The sequence below is a fragment of the Vibrio bathopelagicus genome, assembly GCF_014879975.1.
Lineage (GTDB): Bacteria > Pseudomonadota > Gammaproteobacteria > Enterobacterales > Vibrionaceae > Vibrio > Vibrio bathopelagicus.
On record NZ_CP062501.1, the window covers coordinates 1707905 to 1730263 of the forward strand.

17 protein-coding genes are annotated in these 22359 nt (G+C 45.2%); 4 read left to right on the plus strand and 13 right to left on the minus strand.

Annotated elements, in window-relative coordinates:
• Window positions 1-47: 47 nt before the first annotated feature.
• From IHV80_RS23860 to xsc, 10 genes are all read right to left on the minus strand, one after another.
• Window positions 48-1655, minus strand: a complete 1608-nt coding sequence (locus IHV80_RS23860; RefSeq protein WP_192891262.1) for a BCCT family transporter — start codon at window positions 1653-1655, stop codon at window positions 48-50.
• A gap of 525 nt (window positions 1656-2180) precedes the next feature.
• Window positions 2181-2753 carry an aldolase/citrate lyase/malate synthase family protein gene (locus IHV80_RS23865; RefSeq protein ID WP_102434316.1) on the minus strand — a complete coding sequence of 191 codons (573 nt, stop codon included), beginning with the start codon at window positions 2751-2753 and terminating at the stop codon, window positions 2181-2183.
• A gap of 236 nt (window positions 2754-2989) precedes the next feature.
• Complete coding sequence (locus tag IHV80_RS23870; RefSeq protein WP_192891263.1) at window positions 2990-3910, minus strand: cache domain-containing protein; 921 nt, start codon at window positions 3908-3910, stop codon at window positions 2990-2992.
• Between the two features lie 11 nt (window positions 3911-3921).
• Window positions 3922-5262, minus strand: a complete 1341-nt coding sequence (locus IHV80_RS23875; protein WP_192891264.1) for a TRAP transporter large permease — start codon at window positions 5260-5262, stop codon at window positions 3922-3924.
• Window positions 5263-5299: 37 nt separating this feature from the next.
• Entirely contained in the window at window positions 5300-5842 is a 543-nt protein-coding gene (locus tag IHV80_RS23880) for a TRAP transporter small permease (RefSeq protein WP_102414182.1), read from the minus strand.
• Between the two features lie 164 nt (window positions 5843-6006).
• Window positions 6007-7008, minus strand: a complete 1002-nt coding sequence (locus IHV80_RS23885) for a TRAP transporter substrate-binding protein (protein WP_192891265.1) — start codon at window positions 7006-7008, stop codon at window positions 6007-6009.
• A gap of 117 nt (window positions 7009-7125) precedes the next feature.
• The gene (locus tag IHV80_RS23890) at window positions 7126-8574 is read right to left on the minus strand and encodes an NAD(P)/FAD-dependent oxidoreductase (RefSeq protein ID WP_192891266.1); all 1449 of its coding nucleotides are present in this window, start codon (window positions 8572-8574) and stop codon (window positions 7126-7128) included.
• A gap of 48 nt (window positions 8575-8622) precedes the next feature.
• A complete protein-coding gene (locus tag IHV80_RS23895; RefSeq protein ID WP_192891267.1) occupies window positions 8623-9075 on the minus strand; it encodes a nuclear transport factor 2 family protein in 453 nt (150 codons plus the stop codon).
• A 265-nt stretch (window positions 9076-9340) separates the two neighbouring features.
• Window positions 9341-10156 (minus strand): FRG domain-containing protein, encoded by an 816-nt coding sequence (locus IHV80_RS23900; RefSeq protein ID WP_192891268.1) that lies wholly within the window; start codon window positions 10154-10156, stop codon window positions 9341-9343.
• 357 nt (window positions 10157-10513) lie between these two features.
• Window positions 10514-12325, minus strand: coding sequence for a sulfoacetaldehyde acetyltransferase (gene xsc, locus IHV80_RS23905; protein ID WP_004731917.1), 1812 nt, complete (start codon window positions 12323-12325; stop codon window positions 10514-10516).
• Between the two features lie 262 nt (window positions 12326-12587).
• Between xsc and IHV80_RS23910 the strand changes: the two genes are divergently transcribed.
• Together IHV80_RS23910 and IHV80_RS23915 are read left to right on the plus strand one after the other, a co-directional pair.
• Window positions 12588-13571 carry an AAA family ATPase gene (locus IHV80_RS23910; RefSeq protein ID WP_192891269.1) on the plus strand — a complete coding sequence of 328 codons (984 nt, stop codon included), beginning with the start codon at window positions 12588-12590 and terminating at the stop codon, window positions 13569-13571.
• A 3-nt stretch (window positions 13572-13574) separates the two neighbouring features.
• Entirely contained in the window at window positions 13575-15293 is a 1719-nt protein-coding gene (locus IHV80_RS23915) for a cobaltochelatase CobT-related protein (RefSeq protein WP_192891270.1), read from the plus strand.
• A gap of 130 nt (window positions 15294-15423) precedes the next feature.
• On the opposite strand, the gene IHV80_RS23920 is transcribed toward IHV80_RS23915, so the two are convergent.
• The gene (locus tag IHV80_RS23920; protein ID WP_192891271.1) at window positions 15424-16191 is read right to left on the minus strand and encodes a TSUP family transporter; all 768 of its coding nucleotides are present in this window, start codon (window positions 16189-16191) and stop codon (window positions 15424-15426) included.
• Window positions 16192-16257: 66 nt separating this feature from the next.
• The gene (gene pta / locus IHV80_RS23925; RefSeq protein ID WP_192891272.1) at window positions 16258-17337 is read right to left on the minus strand and encodes a phosphate acetyltransferase; all 1080 of its coding nucleotides are present in this window, start codon (window positions 17335-17337) and stop codon (window positions 16258-16260) included.
• Between the two features lie 154 nt (window positions 17338-17491).
• Between pta and IHV80_RS23930 the strand changes: the two genes are divergently transcribed.
• Both IHV80_RS23930 and IHV80_RS23935 read left to right on the plus strand, forming a co-directional pair.
• Window positions 17492-18274, plus strand: coding sequence for an IclR family transcriptional regulator (locus tag IHV80_RS23930; RefSeq protein ID WP_016790487.1), 783 nt, complete (start codon window positions 17492-17494; stop codon window positions 18272-18274).
• Window positions 18275-18421: 147 nt separating this feature from the next.
• Window positions 18422-19849, plus strand: coding sequence for an NAD-dependent succinate-semialdehyde dehydrogenase (locus IHV80_RS23935; protein WP_192891273.1), 1428 nt, complete (start codon window positions 18422-18424; stop codon window positions 19847-19849).
• Window positions 19850-20045: 196 nt separating this feature from the next.
• Here IHV80_RS23935 and IHV80_RS23940 read toward each other — a convergent pair whose 3' ends face one another.
• Window positions 20046-22232, minus strand: a complete 2187-nt coding sequence (locus IHV80_RS23940; RefSeq protein WP_192891274.1) for a malate synthase G — start codon at window positions 22230-22232, stop codon at window positions 20046-20048.
• Window positions 22233-22359: the final 127 nt, after the last annotated feature.

Here is a 22359-nt window from a genome sequence, read left to right on the forward strand (position 1 = left end):
TGCTGAGTACAGTAAATCCCTATCTAGCGACTTACTTAATTCACAATTTATTTTGTAGTTTGAGTAACGGTTTCTTGCCCTTTACCGACTTCTGTCAGTAGGCCTTTCAACAAACTCACACAGCCAATCAGAAGAATGATCGTAAACGGCAATGCAGCAATGATCGTGATCGATTGAAGTGCTTGGATAGATTGAGTACCACCAATCCACAGCATCACCATTGCGATAACACCTGAGATAACCGCCCAAACCACTTTCTGTTTCACTGGAACTTCAAGCTTACCACCCGCCGTCATACCATCAATAACGATAGAACCCGAGTCTAGTGTAGTAACGAAGAACACAATAATCAGTGCTACAGCGATAACAGAAAGAACGCTACCAAACGAGTACGCATCTAGCATGTGGAACAAGCTTAGAGATACATCAGTGATGCCTTGGTCGAGGCCAAGTTGCCCTACATGATTAATCACTTGCTCGATAGCCACGCCACCGAAAATAGACATCCAAGCTGAAGTGACCAATGTTGGGATAATCAGTACGCAAAGTAGGAATTCACGAACCGTACGGCCTTTAGAAATACGCGCTACAAACATACCGAAGAATGGTGCATACGCAACCCACCACGCCCAGTAGAACACAGTCCAACCATGCAGCCATGTTGTGTCTTCACGGCCTGAGCTTTGGCTCAATGCTACGATGTTTTTCACATAGCCAGTTGCAGCCGTCGCCACAGAATCAAGCACTGTCGTGAAGTTAAGAACAGCAATTAAACCAAGGAATACAAACGCAATAACCATGTTCAGGTTACTTAGGAACTTAACACCACCGTCCATGCCACGTAGAACAGAGATAATCGCCAAGCCCATGATCAGAACAATAATAGATTGCTGAAGGAAGATGTTGTTTTCCCAGCCGAACACGTGGCTGATACCACTTGCTGCTTGTGTGCCACCTAAGCCCAATGAAGTCGCTAGGCCAAACAGAGTAACCAGTACAGTTAGTACGTCGATTACATCGCCTGTTTTACCCCACACTCGTTCACCTAGAATTGGGTAAAATACAGATCGCATTGATAGTGGTAAGCCTTTGTTGTAAACAAAGTACGCCAAGCAAAGTGCCGTCATGCCATAGATAGCCCATGCATGAAAACCCCAGTGGAAGACTGTCGCACCAAGTGCCAGTTCACGGCCTGCTTCTGTGAAAGGTTCAGCATTCAAAGGCGTGCCAAACCAGTTAGTGAAGAACGCGGTCGGCTCTGCAACACCCCAGAAAATAAGTCCAATGCCCATGCCCGCTGCGAATAGCATCGAAATCCAAGATGACATTGAATAGTCCGCGGTCGCGTCTTCGCCACCTAGGCGAATCTTACCCAACGGTGAAAATGCGAGAACAACAGCAAAAGCGAGCATGATGTTCGCTCCCCACATAAACAGGAAGTCAAACTTAGATAAAACAGCACCCTTAATAGAATCAATTGCAGCTTTAGCATCTGCAGGAGGAAGAACAAGAAGAGTGATGATGAAGAGAAGAGACAAGCCTACTGAGGCTACGAAGACGGTGTTATGGACATCCATGCCCCATTTACTGACGTTATCTTGACCAACTTGATAGTCAGTAGAATCGATACTGTATTTTTTTGATTTAAAACTCATAAATTATGATGTTCGCATATCCGAATCAACGAATATAAGGACGCTCTCCATATCCAACTACTACTTGATTGGCTCGCCATACCACTTAAATAAACGTGATAAAAACCACCTCGCGAGGTGATAAATGGACTTATTAGTTCAATCCCAGGGCGCGCATTATAGCACAGCACGAAACATTTTGACTGAGCTTTTGCTCAATAGTTGCCCTAACCACTGCCATTAACGGTCATTCGCCCTATAAAAAAGAAACTCAAACAAACAACAAAATCATTTAATTACAAATGGTTACATCGGAGTCAGCATGAGGGTAAGTTTTTGAAAACTTTTGTCAGATAACTTTAATAAGCGCTTAATTTACTTATAGCTCTAATAAAAAAGCCCCGCTATAGGGGCGGGGAAAGTTACCAAAGGTAAAAGAGAAATCGGTATCTCGATGGCGGCGCTACTTCTTACAGTAGCGCGGCATTAGCATTTAATCTCAAAGCAGTATTAGATCGAGAAGCTGTGTCAAATCGAGAGGCGACATTAAATCGCGTAGCAAAATCCTAGGTTGTAGTCTTCGCCATTCTTCGCCGTGAACTCTTTGTCTTCGCTCGATGCATTCGGTCGACCACTTTCATCGCCCTTCACTAAGCTCACCCAGTGACGGATTCCTGAAGAGCGGCTAGCCTCTGTCTGGCCAAATGTAGTGCATGTCTCTAGTTGAATATCTTGAATATCAACCAATTCCAAGTGGCCAGTACCTTTACGAGCACCGATTGTCACCTCAACGTGTGTACCGCTTTCGTCACGGAATAATATTGCTGAAGGCTTTGATTTATCACCAGTGTAAGCCACAAAGTGTTTAGCGCGTTTTAGGCCTGTGTGCTCACCGTTTTTGAAGTAAACCTGAACATGTCGGTAATCAATCTCGTAGCTCACCGCGTCTTCGTGTGAACCAGCCTCAAGAGGAAATAGAGTATCAAGCAACTGTTTTGCCATTTTCTGTTTTTCGAGTTGCTTGTCTGCTTTCACCATTTCGACGGCAAAGACAGCTTCAGCAATAAATGTTGAATGGTTTCTGTGAAGTTCTGTTTTGTCTAGTGTCAGCATATTCATAGTCTATCCCTCGTACGGCTTTAAATTTCATTAAGGTCAAAAATCCTGATTGACCCTTTTCAAAATTGTTCTTTACTGTGTTGCTTCCATGTATTTCATACTACTTGTATTTTTTAAACAATTTCACAACAAAAATTTCACACTGTGAATTTTACTAAATTGCTTTTTTACACACACCCATATTTTGAGCCCCTAGCCCTTTATTTAACTGGGCTGAGGGCTCACTAGAAACACTTTTACGTGTTGTTTGATTTTGTGTAATAACCGACCCCAACCAACTTATTGTCGATCACTCGGTAGTAGGTATGCTTGGTTTCGACTTTACTCGACAGCGGATTCAACCATCGATAGGTGTAAACACCTCGGCCGTTTTCTTTCGCGAGATTCAACATCTCAGTAAGAATCGGTTTATCGTCTGGACTTAGGATTTGGCTGTGTGATCGACCGATAAGTTCAGGAGAAACACCGTGTGCAAGCAGCTTTCCAGAGTTCATATCCATCACAAACACATACAAGTCCCCTTTCACAAAGCTGCCTTCAGCGTCATTAAACTCAGCAAGGCTTTGTTGCTCCGACTCTACAATTGCGGTCATCGCTCTCGCCAGTAGGTTCTTAGCCTCGGCCGCACTGGAACGCTCCGGGTAATAACCCACTGCCACAATCACATCGCCCACACGTTCAAAGAAGGTGGTCTTAGGCTCACCCATGCGGTCAGTAGGGTTAGTCCAATGGTACTGAACTTCGCCAAAACCGTTATGCACCGCTTTAGTGATCATTTCTCTGAAAAAAGGGTTGCCGTAAACGTCTTGAGTGTCCAAAACACTGTCCCCCACCAGCACCATTGAAGAGCCGCCACTGGCGAGGAATTGGCCATCAATGCCTAAAGCAAACACATAAAGCTCACCATCTATATATTCAGGGTCACTCATGAAGTCACTCACGCTCTCATCGCCATCTTTTTGCACATGTATAACCGCTTTCGCAAGCAGGGTTTTGGCTCTTCTTTCAGCGTCGCTGACCACATGTGGCTCTGAAATATCGAGCACATTGACTGGCTCGTTTTCTTTCGCTGTTTCTGAATGTTCGGCACGCAATCCAATGCCACTGATCACTGCAAATACGGCACAACCAATAAGGATAATTCTTGATATATTCATAGTGACCTCTCCTAATAGCCCACTAAGGACGGTAGCCAAAGCGTAATTTGTGGGAAGAAAGCGATAACGAACACGCCCACTACGGATGCAAGAACAAAGGGATGGATCTTAGCGGTGATCTGCTCGACCGTAGCCCCGCCTATCCCTGACGCGACAAAGATATTTTCACCAAGCGGAGGCGTTGCAAAACCTATTGATAGCGTACACACCACCACGATCCCAACGTGCGTTGGATCCGCGCCAAGCATGTACATAATTGGCAGTAATACTGGCACGATGATCATGATTGCAGCCAAGGTTTCCATGAACATGCCAATGAACAGCAGTAAGGTGATCGTCAGCGCCCACACCATGTACATATTGTCGGTAAAACCGAGCAATGATTCAGCCACTACAACTGGGATTTTTTGTTCTATTAGCAAGCGTCCAAAAACCGTTGCTGCGAATAGAATCAACAACACACGCCCCGTGATCCAGGTTGTTGTTGACAGAGACTTGAGCGTGCTTTTAAACGACAGTTCTCGGTGAATAAACACACCGACAAACAATGAATAGAAGATAGCGACGACCGCTGATTCTGTCGGTGTAAACATACCGCTGTAGATACCACCAAGAATCAGAAACGGAGCCAATATCGACCATAAACCACGGCGTAAAGAGTGCCTCACTTCACCAAATGACCATGTTTCGGTTAGCCCTTTATAGCCCTCTCGCTTGGCAATGAAGTAGTTGGTTACCACCAGCGTCGACGCCATGATAAATCCAGGAACAACCCCTGCGACAAACAGTTTTGGAATAGATAAAGAGGCGAATTCTCCGTGTTGAGCAATGGCTTCAGGTGGTGCCATCAAGCCCATGGCGGAAATGCCAAAAATAACTAAGGGGATAGATGGTGGGATAATAATACCCAACCCACCGGATGCAGCTGTAACTGCCGAGGCGTAGCTCTTATCGTAGTCACGCTTCACCATCGCGGGCACCATTAGCATGCCTACCGCTGCTGTTGTTGCAGGGCCTGAACCTGAAATAGCACCAAAGAACAAACACGCCATCACAGTTGCAGCGCCAAGGCCACCCGTCACGGGTCCGGCTAAGCTCTCTGCAATATCCACCAGACGTTTGGAGATACCCGCCGCCTCCATTAATGCGCCAGCAAGAACAAAGGCCGGTAGTGCCATTAACGGGAAGTTACCCACCGAGGTAAACGCGATTTGTACTAAAGCGATGGGATTTTTGTCGAGCAACATATAGGCCGCCATCGAAGCGCCGGCCAGTGAAACTGTGATTGGTGCACCTAGGATTAACAGGGTTAAAAAGCCACCAAATAAAATTAGAGTTAAATAGGATTCCATTATTACATCTCTCTATTACGACTATTCTCTGTGACGACTACTGCGTCGATTTTTGTGCCGTCATTTTGCGCAGTTCTTTAACTTCCGGATCTTCGTTGGTCGCGCCCTTGAATAAACGCTCGTAGTTGTTCCAGATAATTCGAATCATCATCAAGGAAAACGCGATAGGCAAAATCATGTAGAAGTACTTCATTGGGATGCCTGTCGTCTGAGACTTCCAAAACAGGTTCATTTTGTTGAACACGAAATCGTAGCTGAGGTAAACAAAGTAACCGTTGAAACATAACCATAAGAAGTCAGCGATGGTTTCACTCACGGTTTGCACGATTGGAGGGAAGAATTTGAAATGGAAGCTCACTCGGTTATGGGCTGACATTTTGGCCGCCACAACAGCGCCTAGATAGGCAAACCAGACGAACATGTAAGTCGCCACTTCATCACCCCAAGGGATGGAGTAATCAAAGAGCTGACGAGTAAGAATTTGTGTGAACAGTAATAGGACAAAGCTTGCTAGCAGCAGACAACATGTATATTCCTCGATGTTGTTAAGATGCTTTTTTATAGTTTTAGCGACTGACATATAACCTCCAATGTTGATTTCCACATGACAACCAGTCGCTCACGGTCCTAAAAAGATCAGGTACAGAACAGATCAACGAGTAAAGCCATGTAAATGCCCTATCTCACTGTTCTATCGCTAGGTGATTAAGTAGCGGAGAACAGCAGATAGGGCGTATCTAATCGTTACTTTCTACCTAGTAACTCAAGAACATCGTCTAGCTTGTCTTTGCCACCAATGCTTGAATAGAACTTAGGCCAAACTGATTTCGTTACCTTGCTGATCCACTCTTGCTCGTTGTCTGCTGGGTCTGTGAATACCATGCCTTTTGCTTGTAGCTCTTCACGGATCTTGTTTTCAGTATTTTCTAAGTAAGTGAAGCTGTGCTCTGTCGCTTCCTGACCTGCTTCAAGAATGATCTTTTGCATTTCAGGCGTCTGTTGTTGGAAGACAGTTTCACTGACGATTAGCGGCTCAAGTGAGAAGATGTAACGCAGATTTGTTACGTACTTTTGTACTTCATTGAACTTCATCGCATGAACAGTGATATATGGGTTGTCTTGACCATCAACCACACCTTGTTGTAGGCCAGTAAAGGTCTCAGACCAAGCCATTGGTGTTGGGTTTACACCCCATGCTTGGTACGAAGCAATCATGATTTCATTACGAGGTACACGAATCACTAGTCCTTTTAAATCCGCAGGTGAAGCCACTGATTTTTTAGAGTTAGTCAGAATCCTAAAGCCAGAATAAGCCCAACCTACGATGCGAACGCCTGCATCACGAATGGTGTTATCGACAAGATCTTGACCTACTTGGCCTTGAGTTAATAACACCGCTTCTTCTGCACTTTGAATGACGTAAGGCATAGTCAATAGACCAACCGTTGGAGAGAAAGGCGTTACGTTATTGATCGCCAATACGGAGAAGTCGAGTAAGCCGATTGCCGCGTCGTTGACGGTGTCTTGCTCATTGCCTAATTGACCATTCGGGAACAGGTCGATTTTGACTTTACCGTCTGTTTTTTGCGCCATCAATTCAGAAAATGATGTCGCTAATTCCCATTGAGTACCACCAGCAGCATCGCCGATAGCCATTTTAAAATTTGCTGCTGCCGCAGCATGAGATAGCATCGCTGTTGCTACAATTGTGACGCCAGCAATAATTTTATTTTTAATAAATTTCATAGTCTTAACCTTTCATATCATACAGACTTCCTGCCTGTACTTTGCTCACAAGGTGACCTGGTACAACTTTCCTGGTCGTAGTTCTATTTCCCTATTTTGGAAACAATGTTCGAGTAGTTAAAGCACTTCATCCTTTAACGAATACCACTGATAAAGGAACTGTTGCCCTACTCTTCGAAATGGTGCAAACATCTCAGATTCCACCACTTCCCTCACGTTGGGGAACGGAAGTTTTGATTCAAATATTGGCAAGTCAAGCTTATGACCTTCACCTGCGATCCACTGAGCAAGGCGCTTGCCTGCTTGAGCGGAGTACATCACACCATTGCCGCCATACCCTAGTGCGTAGAATATGGATTGCTTTGGATTCGGCTGATAGATTCTTGGCATCATGTCGTGGCTAACATCCACCCAACCCCACCATGAATAATCGATTTTGATCTGATCGAGAGAAGGGAATTTTCGGGTTAAATCCGCTCTCAACATATCTTCGTATTTCTTTTCAGGTGCATTCTTGCCACTGATGGCACTGCGCGTACCGATCTGCACTCGGTTATCGGGTAGCAAACGGTAGTAATGACGCAGGATTCTGGTATCAGTAATCACCTGGTTGGTTTTGAAGTTACACGCAGCGATTTCGTCTTGAGTTAACGGACGCGTCACCATCGAGTTAGAAAGTACTGGTAATAGGCGATTCTTAAGCTCTGAATGCAAACCTTGGCTAGTGTATCCACCGGTACAAACACCGACAGAGCGAGCCTTAACCACACCACCTGGCGTTTTCAAGTAATGCACACCGTTGCGAGTTTCCCATCCCATCACAGGGCTTGCTGGGTGAACTTTTACGCCGAGTGCTCTCGCCTTTCTTAGATAGCCAAACGCCAATTTCCCTGCATGAATACCGATGCCTTCTGGCTCATGCATTGCGCCTGCCGCTTCTTGGTCACCAACGTAATCACGTTTTACGGTTTCCGCATCTAAGATCTGCGCATCATAATCAAACGTGTCACGCAGCAACTTGGCTTCTTTTTCAAGTGTTGCCATCACTTTTGGACGATGGGCAACATATAAGTGGCCACCCGGCTGTGGGTCACAATCAATGTCTTTAATTAGAGACTTAAATGTGTTCATACCATCTACGCATTCGCGGTGCATTTTCAGTGCGGTTTCGAGTCCCCAACGTTCAATCCACTGAGAGCGTTTCAAACGTCCTGACGCACACTGAGCCTGACCACCATTTCGGGTACTGCAGCCCCAACTCAAACGGTTAGCTTCAATCACAGTCGCTTTAATGCCGTACATTTCAGCAAGGTGTATCGCGGTGCTTAGGCCAGTGTAGCCTGAACCGATTATCGCCACGTCGACATCCATATCCGATGTAATTGGACCATCATCTTCAGGTGGTACACCTGCGGTATCTACCCAATAAGTCGGGGCGTATTCCTTACCGTGACCTGGGCTCTTGTCTTTAAGTGGATCGTATTTTGGATCGTATTTATCTTGTGCTTGGGTGCTTGTCACCTTTGGCGGCACATCGGCAGCCGGTTGTTCCATTACTAAACTCATAATTCGACTCTCCTAGTCATAACACGTGAACGGGTTGTGGTTTCGTGTCTAGCTCTTGGGAGTGTTGTTAGGAGTAACCTTATTTGTAGTAAGAAATGGTCTTGTTTTACGGAAGGCATTTTTTACGCTGATTTTTCCATCTTTCAGGGTAAACACGTCTACCATACGAGCTTCGATGACTGTGCCATCAGGGTTAGTCGCAGAGAACGTTGATTCACTCACCGCGCGGTCGCCACACACAAAGTGGACAGGGTCGCTCCAGGCTGCATCTGGAAAGTTCTGCCAAACCAATTCAAAGCTATTGCGAACGGCTTCATACCCTTCGATAGTGTTTCCAAGTACGCCTTCTCCTGCCACGGTGTGGAAGACACAGTCTTCGGTCATAAACGACATTAGCGCTTCAATATCATGGTTATTCCATGCATCACTAAAAGACTGTAAAAAGGCGGTGTCGACTTGGTTTTCCAGCACGAATGTCGCTGCATTGGTTTGCATATTCATATTCCAGAATCCTTTATGTTTTCGTTATTGGTTTAAATTTCAGTAGCTTTGCGCCACTTTTTATTAGAGTGTTTAAACTAGATTTGTGAGAAATTTAACAACTTGATAACAAGCTTAGCCACTCTAACTTCGAGTTACTTTATAAACAATCTTTAAGCTCACAGATTTCATCTTTTTATAATTTAATTGGTGTTCTAATTTTATTTATCCTGTAAATCACTAGATTTATATGAGATCTAAATAAAACCGGTGAAAATATTAGACTTTAGTCGAAATCAAAATCTTGATGGTACTTTCGGCCATACTGCTCAAGCTGGCGATCATGAGTATTAACTTGTAATTCGATATTACCCTCACTTTTATTAATCGCTTGATTACTATCTACATGGGCTTCATTTTTTAAATCAGCCAGTTTCTCTTCAATATATTCTGTCGGTTCATTTAAAACATTCATGGAGATTAATTCCTTTATCAGGTTTACTTTCGCTGATGGAAGAATATGAACGGACACTAGACCGTTTGAATATTCTTTCTCATCGTACAAAGGCTGAATGGCATCATTGCCACCTTCCTTAAATGGGTGAATGGAATACCACTTGTCTTTTCGTTGCTCTTGCTGATCACAATCAGCCACATTGAATATCTGAGTCCTATTGAGATCACATGGTGAGTTGAAAACACTAACCTCATGATAATCAATAGGTTTAATAATATTGATACAATCTTTACTTTGGCTATGACATACAGACCACAGCGCATTAATCAGGTTATCTGTCCATTCAAGCAAACGGGTTGGAAACCCCTGTTTCTTGGCTAAACACATCAATAACCAATCGTTTATCTCGTGTACACTCAACGAGTGCCCGCCATAAACTCTCACAGTCGAAAGCAGTTCTTGTTCGACACGGCGAATATTCTTTCGATTTGATCGACCTAAGCTTGGCATCAGGTTATTATTTTCATAATCACACACGTTGTAAATTAAACCACGATGCCCACTACAATCAGCAATGAGCGAATCGATTATTTCATACAGTTCTTCTATTGAACTTATATAACGTTTATTTTTCACAGCATGCATGTAATAAGTCACCTAATTTAAATCCGGTACAATCCAAATATCAACATTACGGCTATCCAATAGCCAATTAACATCGTTATCTATAACTTTCCAAAATGATAATAGGTATATATCTTCTTAAAAAACGTAATATTTGTGGACCCATTCGTTAAGGATCGATTAATAATAACGAGTGACAAAGTGTATATAGCTAGAACCACTTATGTTCCTAATGAACATTTAATTAGTGTTCTAATGTTTAACTAGAAATTATTGAACTAAGCGTTTACGTTCTTCACTTAAGCACTTTTCCAATGCCCGTTAATATTGCCCGACCACGCTCTTTATAATGCGGTGGCCGGACAAACTTCCTATGACTTATACGTAATCTTTGTATTTATCTAGGAAACGAACCGGTGTTGATAGTGCATCTCGACGGAACGGGTCGCCCAACTCCTGAGTACACATGATTTCAATGATGGTTGTTTTACCTTCGTTCATTTGCATGTCGATGGCTTTTTGCAAGGTTGGGCCTACATCTTCTAGCTTATCAACCGTGATACCTTCCGCGCCCATAGCTCGAGCAATCTCTGCAAAGCTTTGGTTTTCAAGTTCACCGGCAACAAAGCGTCGGTTGTAGAAGTCGACTTGGTTCTTCTTCTCTGCACCCCACTGACGGTTGTGGAATACCACGGCTGTCACTGGAATGTTATGACGAACACATGTCATGGTTTCCATCAAGCTCATGCCCCACGCACCGTCGCCAGCATAAGAAATAGCTGGACGATGAGGTGCCGCTGCTTTCGCACCAATGATGGTCGGGAACGCGTAACCACAGTTACCAAAACTCATTGCAGCAAAGAAGCTACGTGGTTTTTCAAAGCGTAAGTAGCTGTTTGCTACTGAGTTGATGTTACCGATATCCGTTGAGACCATAACGTCTTCAGGCATCGCTTTTTCTAGCTCACGTAATACTTGGCGTGGGTGTAGATATTCACCACCAGAGAACGGAGTCTCGTGTGAGTTTTCCTCAATCATATCTAAGCTGAAAGAGTCACGTTCGTGTGTCCACTCATCAAGCTCTTTTTCCCAAAGTGCTTTTTCTGTTGCGACTGTGTCTTGACGAGCGCCTTTGTTGTCATCACACAACAGTGCACGGCCTTCCAATCTTTCAGATAGAGCAACCGCAGCGGCTTTCGCGTCGCCACAGATACCAACAGAGATCTTCTTAACTAGGCCAAGCATCTTGTTATCTGCATCAATCTGAATGATTTTCGCGTTCTTAGGCCAGTAGTCCATGCCATGTTGAGGCAAGGTACCAAATGGACCAAGACGTGTACCCAAAGCGATAACCACATCCGCTTGAGCCATCAACTTCATTGCAGCTTTCGAACCTTGGTAGCCTAAAGGACCACACCATAATGGGTGACTAGCAGGGAAAGAGTCATTGTGCAGGTAGCTGTTCACTACTGGTGCACCTAATCTTTCTGCCAACGCTGCACACTCTTGAACTGCATCGGCCATTACCACGCCACCACCAGAAATGATGACTGGGAATTTCGCTTCAGCAATCAGGTCTGCCGCTTCATTCAGAGATTTTTCACCACCTGGACCGCGGTCTAAACGCGCAGGTTTAGGGATCTCGGTTTGAGTTTCACCGTAGAAGTAGTCACGTGGAATGTTCAGCTGAGTCGGACCCATTTCGCTCATTGCGCGGTCAAAGCATCGGCCTGTGTATTCCGCCATACGATCTGGGTGCGTTACGTGTCCTTGATACTTAGTAAACTCTTGGAACATTGGAAGCTGGTTACACTCTTGGAAACCACCTAAGCCCATTGTTTTTGTACCTGTCTCTGGCGTCACAATTACAACTGGGCTATGTGCCCAGAACGCCGCTGCAATCGCAGTCACACAGTTACTAATACCCGGGCCATTTTGCCCGATAACTACGCCATGGCGACCAGATACACGAGAGTAACCATCTGCCATGTGAGCAGCTCCTTGCTCGTGTACCACTGGGACCAATCGAATGCCAGCAGGAGCAAAGATATCCATTGCGTCCATAAATGCTGACCCCATGATGCCGAACATGTCGGTAACATCATTAGCAACCATAGTTTCAACGAACGCTTCTGATGGTGTCATTGTTACTGTGCCGGAAACAACCGTACGTTTTTCTTGCTCACTCATTCTTCCATTCTCCTTGAGTTAACCAAAATTTCATTTTTCGGAATGAATTGTCTCTTTTTCGAATTCAATTTCACCTTAGTAGTAGAATTTTTGCGCGTCAACTTTTTATATTAAATTGGAACAATTCATTCTAATTAATAAAACTGGATCACATTATTGGTAGTTTTTCGTACAAAAAGTGCCATTAACTTAAGAGGAGCTGTTAATAATCGATGACATATCGCGATAGCAGCGACAAGTGATGAGCTATATAGAGGGAAATATGATGAAAGAGGCGCAATTGATACCAACGCAACCGGTAAGTGTGAGAGAACGCTTTGGGATCGACAGCAACCTAACCGTGATGGCATTTGAACATGTGGGCGAATATGTTCCTAAAGTCGATCCTAATTACTGTTTTGATCCTGAAGTAACACTAGCGATATTGGCGGGGTTCACCTCCAATCGACGCACGCTGATACAAGGTACACACGGAACGGGCAAGTCTTCTCACATTGAACAAATCGCCGCGAGATTGAACTGGCCATGCTTGAGGATCAACCTAGACGGACACTTAAGCCGATTGGATTTCATAGGAAAGGACAGCATCGTCATTAAAGATGGAATGCAGGTGACAGAGTTTAAAGAAGGCATTCTTCCGCAAAGTATCCAGCAACCCATAGCTCTGGTCTTAGACGAATACGATGCAGGACGACCAGATGTGATGTTTGTGATCCAACAACTCTTAGAGCAAGACGGCAAATACACCTCTTTAGAGCAAAACCGAGTGATCACGCCTCACCCCTCTTTCCGGCTATTTGCTACCTGTAACACGCTTGGTTTGGGTAACTTCTCGGGTTTATATTCCGGAACTCAAGTACTTAACCATAGTCAGCTTGACCGATGGAACATCATCGCCACGCTTAACTATTTAGATCCGCAACATGAAACCAAGATCGTGTTATCAAAGCGCCCAGAGCTGAACAGTGAAAGTGGTCAGCAGTTAGTAGAGAAAATGATCGCAACCGCTGGTTTAACTCGAAATGGTTTTAGAGCAGGCGATCTGTCGACGGTAATGTCTCCGAGAACCGTGATCACATGGGCTGAAAACATCCGTATATTCGATAACGTAGCGACTGCATTTAGGCTTTCATTCCTAAACCGTTGTGAAGATGAAGAGAAAGAGCTAGTGAGCGAATATTACTTCCGCTGCTTTGGTGAGACTCTTGAAACGCATACTCAAAGTTATGTGCAGTCGGAGTCGTAAACCATGGCCAATGTTTCTTCTCAGCAGAAAAAGATCCTCGACCTTGGTGTGTCTGTCGCTAGAGCGATCAGTGGTGAATTGAACCTGAATTATCGGGGAGAGCGTCTCTATAACGGCAACAACCCTTGCTATTATCAGTCTGCCCACACCAACGATCTCACCTTTGTGTCTCGCCATGAGTTGAAAAACAGCAAGCTTTCGATGCAAGGAAAGATCGATTCATCTGCATTACGACTCTTGCTTTCCGACACAAATCTTCACTATTCACTACGACCTAAAAACGAAGTCGAACGTCTGTTATATGATTTCTGCGAACAAGTACGAATTGAATCGCAAGTTCCGCTTTATCTAAAAGGCGTGACTAAGAGCATTCAATTCAACTTTGCTTATTGGAGCGACCAATATCATCAGAATGGTTTTACTGAATCTCGAATTGGGATGCTACTGTTCACGCTGATGCAGGTCATCCACACCCGCTTAACCGGTGTTCCAGTTTCGGAACCAATTGCGGAAACCATTGAATCGACTCGCTCCGGCATCGTGCCTATTTTCGGAAGCAGCCTGAAGCGCTTGAAGGAGCATCGAGCCGACCAACAACAGTTTGCTCACTGCGCCAATGAACTGGCCTTTTTAGCGCAAGAGCTCATCAACCAAGAGCAAGAGAGTAATAGCTCAACCACGCCAACGGTTGAAGAAGACATCAAGATCCTCGCGCAGCTTGCCCTTATCGTTGATGGCGACATTCAAGATGAAGACGTCGATACCGATATCACGGGTAGTAGTAAGGTGTTTGAACTGTCGGGCGCCAATTATCAGGTCTTTAATTCAGAATTTGACCAAGTGGTTGCCGCAGATAAACTCGTCAGGCGCGCCCTGTTACTCGAGCTTAGGCAAAAGCTCACCGATGACATTATGGCGAGACAAGTGAACACCCGCCGTTTAGCCGCTATGCTCACCAGCTTTGTTGCGACGCCCCAAAGGAATCGACGTCAGGATCATTTGGAAGAAGGCATCGTCAACGCCACCACTATCACCAAACTCATCACATCACCGTTGGATCGTGCTGTCTTTTATCAACCTGACATTGGCGCGTCTCATCAATGTGCCATCACATTTCTAATGGACTGCTCAGGTTCTATGCAAAAACACAGTCACAAGCTAAGTTTGTTGATGGATACGATTCTCAAATCCGTTGGGCTAGCCAACATTCCTTTTGAGATTATTGGCTTCACCACCAATAACTGGAACGGTGGTAAGGTTTATCGGCAGTGGCTCAAGCAAGGTCAGCCAAAACACCCAGGCCGCTTAAACGAAGTTAGACATATTGTGTTTAAGGATTTTGATACACATTGGAGACGCTCTCGCCTTGGCATTGCTAGCCTTCGTAAAGCCGATATATTTAAAGAAGGGATTGATGGCGAAGCGGTTCAGTTCGCTAGCCTTCGGCTGCAACAGCACAGCGCGCAGAGAAAGGTTTTAATCGTGTTCTCAGACGGCTGTCCGATGGATACTGCCACCAGCACTGCCAACGATCAGTTCTATTTGGATAACCATCTCAAACAAGTGATCGAGCGCGAATCGAGCCAAAACAGTATCGAAATTCATGGTGTGGGAATGGGCGTCGATTTAAGCCCATACTACCGAAGTAACATCACTTTAGATGTGCAGGAGAGCTGCTTGTTTGGGTTATCTAGGAGTATCTTTGAGATGCTAAAGCGTTAAGGTTTATGTTTGTACGTGTGCTCAGGTGAGCTATTACGTTTCGGTGAGCAGTGACGTATCGGCTAGCATGCCGCTAGCCTTTTATCTGATGTTCTTAAGAGGTGGCGAGCAACTAAGAGATAACAAGAAACTAAGATATAGCAAGCAACGACCATGCAGAGACAGCCATTAAATACCCACCAATCAACATCAGCACAATAAATACCAGCTTTCTGAGTTGGTCATTCGACAACGGCGGTGGGAAGCGCCGAGCAAACATAGTGACAAGTGCAACCAAAGGAACAGCAATAGCGGATAACCACAGTATGCTCTGTTCCATATCGCCTGCAGCGTAGACATTCACAGTACGAGACATAGAGGTACAAGCGAACACCATCAGCAGTGTGCTTCGCACCAGATCGAGCGTAAAAGGCTGCCGATAGAGGTGGTAAACAATCGGTGGACCCGCCATTCCAAACAACCCTCCCGCTAGCCCAGAGCTAAAACCAGATAACAAAAACGATACAGTTGCCGAGCGCTCTTTTCTGGTTTTAGGTTTGAACATAAAACTCAAACCTGCGAATAGCACCATCGCACCCAATAGTCCTCGGAGAATATGCGTTGCTGAATCGCTCAACTCGTCCAGTAAAAACACACCAAGTGACACGCCGGGGATAATACCGATCACTAACACCACCAGAATCTTGAGCTCCCCAAGTAATGGTTTACCCATTAAAGCGACCAAGCAATTGAACAAGGTCACAATACTGACCACAGCGGCTATAACGGGTAAAGAAACCAAATTAAGGCTGACCGTCAAACCAATCACGATGATACCGAGGCCAAAACCCGTGACAGTTTGGAAGTAGGTACCGACCGCAATAGTGGCAAGAATGGCGAGTAAAACAGGTAACTCCATTAGCAATCCTAATTGGGTTGTTTTGCGTTTGATTTGAATGTGAGTATCAGCTTCAGGAGCTCGATTTTAATACCTGAACTCAAATGTCGATTCTTCGCTATTTTCAGAATCAGCAGCAGCTTCAATATCAGCCTTAGAGTTAGACACTTTCCCTTGCTGCGCTTGTACGGCGGTCACCGCAATTACGTTAAAGATATCTTCGGCACTACACCCTCTAGATAAGTCATTGGCGGGCTGATTCAGCCCTTGTAGCAAAGGACCAATCGCGACCGCGCCACCTAACCTTTCTGCGAGCTTATAACCTATATTCCCCGCTTCCAAATTAGGGAATATCAACACGTTAGATTGACCTTTCACTTCTGAATCGGGCAACTTTTTCGCGGCTATTTCAGTGACAATCGCAGCATCGAGTTGAACGTCCTGATCGACGGCTATTCCGGGACAACACTGTTTCACTAACTGAGCGGCATTGCGAACCTTATCGACCGATTCGTGTTTAGCACTACCGTTGGTAGAAAATGACAACATTGCCACCTTAGGTTCTTCCATAAGCAGCGTTTGAGCACTGTTTGATGCGGCCACTGCGATCGATGCAAGCTCGGTTTCATTGGGGTTAATCACCAAACCACAATCACTGAAAATCATGCCGCCTTTAAGATTATGGAAAGGCTCGCACAACATCATCAGAAAGAAGCTCGATACCAATTCACTGTCTGGTGCTGGCCCGATGATCTGCAGCGCAGCTCGCACCACATCTGACGTTGTATAAACCGCGCCATTTACTGTGCCGTCAACTAGCCCTTCTCTTACCATCAAGTTGGCAAAAATCAGTGGGTCTTTGACCATTTCTAAAGCATCGTCGTACGACATGCCTTTGGCTTTCCTTAACTGATGAAGCCGCTCGGCTAACACTTCTTTAAGTGCAGATACCTCAGGTGAAACAATGTGAATGCCCGCGAGATTAATGTGGTTCAACTGCGCCGCTTCGATAATCGCCTTTTCATCACCGACCAGCGTGATGTAAGCGAGCTGTTTATCTATCGCCAATCGCGCCGCTTTGAGTACACGAGGGTCTTCCGCTTCGCTCAAAACCACTCGCTTACGATCTAAGTGAGCCTTGTCAATAATCCGTTCAATCGCCTTCATCTTAAAATTCCATTTATTGAGATTAATTGTTCCATAATTTATATTTATATTATTGGAATAATAAAAAAGGTCAAATTTTATTCAGATAATTGAAGATTTTTAATTTGGTATGTACACTCTTATACATAGACATATCGCAAGGATGAATCACTGTATGCAAACAGAAACACCACAAGTTCAAGGAGATACACCCACTCTCCGACTTTTTGCACTATTAGAGGTGATAGCGCAAAAAGATGAGTTTATTTCTCTTCAAGGGCTCGTCGAAGAAACCGGACTACCGAAACCAACTCTGCACCGCATGCTGCAACAATTGGAAGCCGCGGGCATCATTCAAAGAGATGGTGACGAAAAGCATTACAGCTCTGGCATTCGACTCCGAAAACTTGCTGAAAACCTACTGTTCAATAGCACCATGCACAGTGCACGACGCACGATTCTTGAAAACCTTCGAGCAGAAGTCGGCGAGAGCTGCAACCTAACAGCACTGTCGAGCGGTGAGATCATCTACCTTGACCGAGCGGAAACCGAAGCGCCACTTCGCTTCCATTTGCAACCCGGCTCTCGCGTGCCCGTGCATTGCTCGGCAACAGGCAAACTGTTTTTGGCTCACATGTCGAAATCACAACGCAGAAGACTGATCGAAAGTGTGCCACTCACTCAATACACCGTGAAAACCATTACCGACTATTCGACATTAGAGAAAGACATCGAAGAAGCGAAGATCCAAGGTTTTGCGATTGATGATGAAGAGTTCTTACCGGGGTTAGTCTGTATCGCCGTATTGATACCGTCTTCTACTGGCCAATCCAATCTCGGCTTAGCAATACAAGCACCAGTGATTCGAGTAAAACCAGACGAAGCAATTAAGTTTCTGCCAGCGCTTCAAAAAGCAGCCAAAGCGCTCGCGAAGATAGAGTCTGATAACTGGGGCTAGTGAGAATATTTATCTCAGAGAATGACCAAGAGCAGCAAATCAACATCAATGCCCTTCGACCAATGAACATTTGGTCGAAGTCATTTGAACACTCGCCAACCCGCACATAAGCAACACGTCTAAAGTAATCACAACAAAGGAATCACGATGCTAAACATTAAGAACCAGCACTTACTCTCTTTTATGGTGACAGAAGCGAACAACGCAGTTGCAGTCACAAACCCAGCAACGGGTGAGCTTATTGGGCATGCGCCAATCTCATCGGAGGCGGAGTTAGAGAACGCTATCAAGCGAGCTCATGTTGCGCAGAAAGAGTGGGCAAAAATTCCCGCTAAATCCCGTGCTGCATTGTTAAGTGGTTGGCATCAACTGATCCTTGAAAACAAAGAGGATCTTGCTCGTCTAATGACCATTGAGCAAGGTAAGCCGTTGGCAGAAGCAACGGGCGAAGTGGTTTATGGTGCAAGCTTTATTGAATGGTTTGCCGAAGAAGCGAAGCGCACTTATGGTGATTCCATTCCTAGTACCGCCGCAGGCAAACACTTGGTGACTATTAAGCAGCCAATTGGGGTGGCGAGTGCTATTACGCCATGGAACTTTCCGATTGCGATGATCACTCGCAAAGCAGCACCCGCTCTAGCTGCTGGCTGTAGTTTTATTGTGAAGCCCTCAGACGAGACGCCGCTTTCTGCGTTTGCTGTGGTTGAATTGGCTTACCAAGCAGGTATTCCTAAAGATCTACTTCAAGTCGTGCTGGGTGATAGCCCAGAACAGATTGGTGAGCTTTTCACATCACACCCTCTGATCAAAAAGATCTCTTTTACTGGTTCTACCCGAGTCGGCAGTATTTTGATGGCACAAGCTGCGAAAGGTATTAAGCGCACTTCAATGGAACTGGGCGGCAACGCACCGTTTATCGTGTTTGACGATGCAGATATCGACGCTGCGGTTCAAGGCGCAATGGCTTCAAAATTCCGTAATGCAGGCCAAACCTGTGTTTGTGCGAACCGTTTCTACGTTCATAGCAAGGTGCATGACGAGTTTGTAGCAAAATTCGACCAAGCCGTTCAGCAGCTTAAAATTGGCAACGGATTAGATGACGGTGTCACTATTGGCCCGGTCATCAGTGAAAGAGCGAAACAAAACATTCAAGGTTTGATTGACCGAGCCATTGAGCAAGGTGCGAACCCCGTATCGCCAACTCAAACGCTTGATGGATTGTTTATTCAGCCTGTCATTCTTAAAGACGTGAAACACGATATGGACATCGTCCAACAAGAGATCTTTGGCCCTGTCGCACCTGTGATGAAATTCGACACCGATGAAGAACTTATCGAAATGGCCAACGACACCATTTACGGTTTGGCGTCTTACTTCTACAGCCAGAATATCCACCGCGTATGGCTGGTAGCAGAAGCTCTTGAATACGGTATGGTCGGTATTAATGACGGTATGATCTCTACTGAAGTCGCGCCTTTCGGTGGGGTTAAGCAATCAGGGATTGGCCGCGAAGGAGCTAAAGAAGGCATCGATGAGTACATGGATATCAAGTATCTGTGTTTTGGTAGTAATTAAGTCTCGAAAGTAATTAGGTTTAGTCGTAATTAAGCCTGACTCTTAGACATCAATAAGCTTAAACATCGAATAACCCAACTAACACCTCTCTTCTGAGCTTCCCACCACACACAAAAAAAGCAAAAAAAAAAAACCGCGCTAAATTAGCGCGGCACCTTGGGCTCGGTTCAAATAGGGGGACTTCTTTTTTTATTATTTATTGTGCAGTTCCTTTCAGCTTCAGTCGCATAGCATGCAACACAGGCTCGGTATAACCACTCGGCTGAGCACAGCCTTCAAATACCAACTGACACGCTGCTGAAAACGCAATGCTGTTTTCAAAATCTGGCGCCATATTTTGGTAGCTTGGATCCCCTGCATTCTGTCCATCAACCACTGCCGCCATACGTTTCATGGTTTTCATTACTTGGGCTTCATCGCAAATACCGTGGCGTAACCAGTTGGCAATGTGTTGGCTCGAAATACGCAATGTCGCGCGGTCTTCCATTAGCCCTACATCGTTAATATCTGGCACTTTCGAACAACCGACTCCTTGGTCAATCCAACGAACTACGTAACCAAGAATACCTTGAGTATTGTTGTCCAATTCATTTTGGATATCTTTAGCCGTCAGCTTTTGATTACCTAATAGCGGGATAGTTAGAATATCGTCGACATTTGCTCTCACACGCTCACGAAGCTCTTTCTGACGGCTCGGTACACTCACTTTGTGATAGTGGAGCGCATGCAAAGTTGCTGCGGTTGGAGAAGGAACCCAAGCGGTATTTGCACCTGCTTGTGGGTGTCCGATTTTCGCGTCCATCATCTTCGCCATATTGTCTGGCTCTGGCCACATACCTTTACCAATCTGGGCTTTACCTTGCAGGCCACAAGCTAAGCCAAGATCAACATTCTGATCTTCGTATGCGCCAATCCAAGTCATGGTTTTCAGCTGTGTTTTAGGCGCAAATGGCCCCGCTTCCATACTGGTGTGAATTTCATCTCCGGTTCGGTCTAAGAAGCCAGTGTTGATAAACACGACACGGTCTTTGGCTGCGCGAATACACTCTTTAAGGTTAACCGATGTACGACGCTCTTCGTCCATAATGCCGACTTTGATCGTGAATCGATCTAGCCCTAATGCATCTTCAATGCGACCAAACAATTCATTGGTGAAGGCGACTTCTTCAGGACCATGCATTTTAGGTTTAACTATATTGATGCTGTTCGCGGTCGAGTTTTGGTACGCGCTGTTGCCTTTTAAATCATGCATCGCGATTAGCGAAGTGATCATGCCATCCATAATGCCTTCAGGTACTTCGTTACCGTCAGCATCAATAATGGCAGGGTTAGTCATGAGATGGCCCACGTTGCGGATGAACAGCATGCTGCGACCTTTCAGCGAGATCTCGCCTCCCGTCACACTGGTGTATTGACGATCTGGATTTAGGTTACGAACGATGGTTTTGCCGTTTTTCTCTAGCGACTCTTGTAAGTCACCTTTCATCAAACCTAACCAGTTACGGTAAGCCAGTGCTTTGTCTTCACCATCAACCGCAGCTACTGAGTCTTCGCAATCCATAATGGTGGTGAGAGCCGATTCCACCAGCACATCTTTAATACCAGCCACATCAACGCTGCCAATTGGCGCGCTCGGGTCAATTTGAATTTCGATATGGAGATTATTGTGCTTAAGCAGAATGCTTGAAGGTGCACTTGCATCACCTTGGTAACCAATGAATTGGTTGCGATCGATTAGAGTGACTTCTTCGCCGTTGTCTAAGGTCGCTGTTAGTGTATTGCCAATGCTAACGTTGCTGATGCAGTATTTGGTCACGTCTTTATGGGAGACACCGTTGAGAGGTGCAGCATCATCAAGGAAACCTCGAGCGTAGCTCACTACTTTAGCGCCACGTACAGGGTTAAAGCTTCCACCCTTTTCTGCACCATCACTTTCGCTGATGACATCGGTGCCGTAAAGCGCATCGTATAAACTACCCCAACGCGCATTAGCCGCGTTAAGTGCAAAACGTGCATTCATAATAGGTACAACAAGCTGCGGGCCCGCTTGTGTTGCAATTTCAGGCTCAACGCTTGCGGTGGTTACTTGAAAGTCTTCGCCCTCAAGGACTAAGTAGCCAATCTGCTGTAAGAATTGTTTGTACTCTGCCGCATCTAGCGTTTGTCCAGCACGCTCTTGGTGCCAAACGTCAATTTGATGTTGAAGATCGTCACGCTTGATAAGCAATGCGCGGTTCTTTGGAGCCAAATCTTCAAGGATGGTTGCAAAAGATTGCCAAAAGTCTTCAGCGACAATGCCTGTTCCAGGAATGACCTGGTCATTAATTAATTGGTAGAGGGTGCTATCAATGTTCAAGCTTCCCTGTTGAATACGACTGCTCATAAAATCTCTCTCAAGCTAACTGATGACTACTCAATATATTTACTTAACTGACTTAAATTTAAATAACTAGTTTAAACTTACTTAACGGGCGTAAATTTAGCTAATTTATGCCAGTTATACTGGATAT